Annotated in this window: 4 protein-coding genes; 2 read left to right on the forward strand and 2 right to left on the reverse strand. The window is 39.4% G+C overall.

Features of this window, described 5'->3' with window-relative positions:
* Positions 1 to 479: 479 nt before the first annotated feature.
* The gene (locus KNO76_RS13685; protein ID WP_214885979.1) at positions 480 to 1,091 is read right to left on the reverse strand and encodes a PBECR4 domain-containing protein; all 612 of its coding nucleotides are present in this window, start codon (positions 1,089 to 1,091) and stop codon (positions 480 to 482) included.
* Positions 1,092 to 2,478: 1,387 nt separating this feature from the next.
* On the opposite strand from KNO76_RS13685, the gene KNO76_RS13690 reads away from it, so the two are divergent.
* Positions 2,479 to 2,955 (forward strand): hypothetical protein, encoded by a 477-nt coding sequence (locus KNO76_RS13690; RefSeq protein ID WP_214885983.1) that lies wholly within the window; start codon positions 2,479 to 2,481, stop codon positions 2,953 to 2,955.
* Between the two features lie 438 nt (positions 2,956 to 3,393).
* Positions 3,394 to 3,843 (forward strand): Hsp20/alpha crystallin family protein, encoded by a 450-nt coding sequence (locus KNO76_RS13695; protein WP_214834410.1) that lies wholly within the window; start codon positions 3,394 to 3,396, stop codon positions 3,841 to 3,843.
* Positions 3,844 to 4,256: 413 nt separating this feature from the next.
* Here KNO76_RS13695 and KNO76_RS13700 read toward each other — a convergent pair.
* The coding region (locus KNO76_RS13700) for a hypothetical protein (RefSeq protein ID WP_214885981.1) at positions 4,257 to 4,658 on the reverse strand (402 nt) is incomplete at its 5' end.

A 4,658-nucleotide genomic window follows, 5' to 3' on the forward strand; every position in this document is an offset into this window, starting at 1 on the left:
TGATATTCTTCTTGATTCTTTTCAGATTCTTTTCTTTCTAAATCTTTTTTTGCGATTTCATTTTTGAAATCAAGCCTAGATTTATAAAATGTTACGCCAAAGGATATTATTCCTGTAACGAGTGCACTGACGACTGGAATCCAAATAGACATAACTGTTAATCCTCCTTATAAGATTTATTAAAAAACACCTACTTTTTTGAAAAATATATTAATCATTTTAACGCAAAACAGGAACTCTAGTTCGTTTAAAAGATTGAAAGTCTACTTTTCATAGTTTTTTTTTGACTATAAGTACTTTTTTTGTTACCTTTAAATTGTAAATGGGTGGTTAGGCACCCTTAAATAAACTCGACACATTTTCCGGACTGCGAGAGCCGGACGTTGGCAAGCAACATAAAAACTTGACACATTTTCCGGACTGCGAGAGCCGGACGTTGGCGAGCAACATAAAAACCTATCGAAAAACGGGAACCTCTTTTAGGAGGTTCCCGTTTCTTTTTCTAAGTAGATTTTATACTCGGGTGATACGAATTGTATTTCATCATTCCCGTATCTATCTCTGATAAATACAGAATGTACTCTATAGCTCCCCTTCATTTGTTGTCCATTTTCGACTTTTAGATCCAATAGTGAAAAAGGGGAAAAAGTACTTGAATTATGATCAGTTTCGATTAGTGCAAGTGCGAAAATCTCTCTTCCAGTTCTTAATCCTGTTTCGAAAGTGAAATTATGAAGTGAAATTTCTCCGTCTATAACACGAATTCCGGGACTTAATAAATATTTTAAATACTTAATCACTCCCAACTTTAATACCGTTGTTCCATCGGACTTGATCACTAAAAAAGATGGAGAGATTTTATCCGTCTTTACCAAGTTGTAAAAGTGTCCTTTTGTCACAGGTCGTTTTGTTTTCGGGTCTAAATAAGCTTTGACTCCACACAGATGCATAAAATCGTTTCTTCTTGCTAATAGCACTATTTCTTTGTATTGGTTATCTTTTTCGTAGATATAATGAACTTCTTTACCGACTATCAATTCGTATGCAAGAAGTCCTTCTTTAATAGCATCGACCATTTTATGTTGTTCCATTTGTTTCCCCCACAGTGAGATCATCTCTAGTTTATAATGCGTTAATTTAAGACTACATCAATAGACATAAAAGATTATATAGCTTCAGAGAAATGAATTGGCATAAAATCACATTTTCATCCCGTTGATTAAAAAAGTATTTCGGAAATTTAGCGTGTTTGATAGAATTAAATAAATTACATACGAACGAAAAAAAAAAGCCATTCCTCCCTGTATCAGTAGTTGGAAGCTTCTGATACAGATCGATAGAATGACTTTTGTTTAACCAAGTGCGCGAACACTGGTTAAACGGTGTACCCCCCGAACACCGAGGGGCACGTTTATAGGTACATACTACCTTGTTTTTTAAGTAAAAACAAGCGTATGAACCCTATCTACAAAGACCGTTTGACTGGAGGGCGCCAGTTGAACGGTCTTTTTTCGTTTTTCTATAAACTCACCTTTGTATTTTAGTTTATAGACTTTGAGATACATACTTAAAAAAATAACAGAGTTCTGCACTCGCTCTTAAAACGAGTAGGTCCATCTAGCCGACGCAACAAAGTAGATCGGTCACCACGGCGGTTCCAGCAGGTGGTGTGACGTTAGCAGGGGAAGGACGGAAAGCCCTGTACATAGCCTAAGTCCCTTCGGGGATATGGTAAAGATCGTTGAGAGGTTCAGACGGGGTCATATGGTACGACCGGAGGCAGTCCCACGACAAACGGTGGGGGAGTTCCTCGTAGGCGGCTGTATGATTGCTGTGACACGACGTATGACGGCCCTGGCCGTCGTGCAGTGGGTTATGTGACGAGTCGCCGAAAGGCAGCAAGGTAGGGCGTGGAAACGCCTTGTGTGCGCGATAAGAGCGCAGCGAGTCACATGTCGGGGTTGAGACACCCCGGAGTCTTGGAACGCCTAGACATACGGATACCTCGTCTTGCACTAGACGGAGAACGTGGTGGGCAGATTTTAACCGCATCCTTTTCCAAAGGGGTTAGTCTGCCCATCCAGCCGTTTCCTATCTTCCCTACCGGAGTATGCTCGATGCGCTCTTTGGTTTCAAGTCTTTTTCTTTCCAAGTTCTAAAAAGAAAAGAACAAAGAGTAAACAGATCAGCGAGGAAGCAAGAGAAGATGCAAATTCATATGTGGCACGAGGAATACGAGCCTAGCGTAGTCTGGCGACGTGTTCCGCATGTGCCCCGACAAGCGAGCGAAGGCGTAAACGCCGTAGCGAAGTGCGTTCAGCAGAGAGAAGAACGACCTGGAGAGGATCGCCCGAGACATCCGACAGGATGCCAGGGCGATCCAGAAGGACAAACAAGAAGGGATTAGCCTCATAAACTTAGAATGAAAGAGGGTAAGAGGGAAGGTTAGTTAAAAGTTAGGAAGAAAGATGTGTGGCTATGAAGAATATGGAACTGACGATCTTTGAGGTGACCAAGTTGAATGAGGACATGAAATTCCTCGATCTGGCGAAAGAGCATGCGCCGGTGGGCAAGGAGAAGCTTCGCGAGGCGCTAAAGTCGGCTGGGGCGACGTTCGATCAACGGACCAAACGCTGGCACATCGATCGCAGCCATCCGAATGCGGACAAAAAAGTACTCGATTTCGTGCAATCGAGTCGTGTAAGTGCACCGAAACCGAAAAAAATCGCGTCTGAGCCGTTGAAGATCGACCCGGTCACGGGGCAGTCCCAGTTGGACGACGATTATTTCGCAATCGAGACGAAGCCCGAACAGATCGTCCGGAAGAAAGTCTCGTTGGACATGGATGTGGCGTTACATAAGCAGTTGAAGCAGATCGCCCTGGAGAACGACATGAAACTCTATGAGTTGGTCGAGAGTGTATTGCGTAGATACGTGAAAAACAACAAGTTCTAAAATTAAATTGATGAGGAGGGTCTCTCTTGCATAGTTTCGTCACTCTAGGAGTAGTCTTAAATATTTTTCTTATCGTTGCTTTTGTTTATCTTGTTTGGAGAATCGTAAAAAGGATCAAAAATAGAAAAAAATGATTTTTTGTTGATCATTGCGTGAAATAAAAACTCCACGCAAACTTGACGATGGTCTCAAGCCAAAGTCCGAAAACTAGGCAAAAAACGCCCGATTTCACAAACTTTTCGAGTGGTAACTATTGAATTATATGAGGTGTATGACAAGACAGATAGAGTGTAGTCTGATCTGTTTTGTTATACATCTTATTTTCATTAAAAAAATAAGTATTTTCTGTTGACACTCTTTTTTGAATTTGATATTTATAAATTGTAGTTAGCACTCCGATGCATAGAGTGCTAAAAATAAATCTAAGGAGTGATTATCATGGCTGGTTTGATTCCTTTCAACAAAAAGCGTAATGATTTAATGAACCTTGGGTTTAATGATTTTTCAAACATGTTAGATGACTTTTTCTCAGCAAGTGGGCTTCCATTCGAAAGAAGTCTAAGACATGACACATTTAAGGTGGATATCAAAGACGAAGAAGACAAGTATGTCATTGAAGCAGAAGTACCTGGAGTTAAAAAAGAAGATATTCAAGTTACAATCGATGATGGTCGTCTAAACTTATCTGTTAAATATGAAAGTGTTTCTGAAGAAGAAGGAAGTAAATATATTCACCGAGAACGTCGAATGTCACAAATGTCTCGCAGTATTTTGTTGAAAGACGTGAGTGAAGAAGGCGCTCAGGCTAAGTTGGAAGATGGCGTTTTGACATTAATTCTTCCTAAAAAAGAAAACTTAGATACTTCTAAACGTATTATGATTGAGTAACTTTGTGCATCCATCCCAAAAAAGAAGAGCGAAAGCTCTTCTTTTTTTACTGATTTTTTTTAAAAAACACCTTTCCTGTTTTTGTTCAAATCTTTACAGATAAGATCAATTGTTTGGAAAGTTCGAAGTAAAAACGAAGCAAAAGAGCATAAGGGAAAACTGCTATCACTTTCCGTGATAGCCCAGGCAGGGCCTGGGGTTTCTGTGATATCACCAAAAGTCCAAAAATGGCACGAAATGTGCCAGTGAAAACACGAAAGTGGCACATTTTGTGCCACTTTCTTATTCGTCATTTGTGTATCTTTGTGCACTGGTATTGATATTAGGATTCTCTTTTTTGTAATTAATGAGATCACTTTATAGATAGGTCGATACAAGTTTATTCGTTACATAGTTGAACTAAGAAGAGGAAGTTACCTGCGTTTTTTTCTCCGTTGACTATTAGATTTCGACTCGGCGATCTTTCCTAATCGTTCAAGTTGATTCAATTTTTTTGTCATTGCGTTCGAATCTGGACTAGTAACCATTTGCATCAGAAGTTCAGCAGTTAAATTGTTTTGATATTGACCCTCTTCAAGCTGCAGTTGACCTTCAATCTGTGCCTTCATTTTTTCGATATCTCGCTGGTGCTGCTGTTCAGATATTTCTTTTTCGTGTTTGTATTTTGTCTCTAATAATAGCAATTCTTGTTGATGTGCAATTTGAATTTGTTTGATTTCTTTTTTATGATATTCTTCTTGATTCTTTTCAGATTCTTTTCTTTCTAAATCTTTTTTTGCGATTTCATTTTTGAAATCAAGCCTAGATTTATAAAA

It is taken from the genome of Exiguobacterium sp. s101 (genome assembly GCF_018617835.1).
Taxonomy (GTDB): domain Bacteria; phylum Bacillota; class Bacilli; order Exiguobacteriales; family Exiguobacteriaceae; genus Exiguobacterium; species Exiguobacterium marinum.

Bases quoted from the DNA above. Each gene is read 5' to 3' on its own strand.
- KNO76_RS13685 (WP_214885979.1), bottom strand. From the start codon at position 1,091: ATGGAACAACATAAAATGGTCGATGCTATTAAAGAAGGACTTCTTGCA.
- KNO76_RS13690 (WP_214885983.1), top strand. From the start codon at position 2,479: ATGAAGAATATGGAACTGACGATCTTTGAGGTGACCAAGTTGAATGAG.
- KNO76_RS13695 (WP_214834410.1), top strand. From the start codon at position 3,394: ATGGCTGGTTTGATTCCTTTCAACAAAAAGCGTAATGATTTAATGAAC.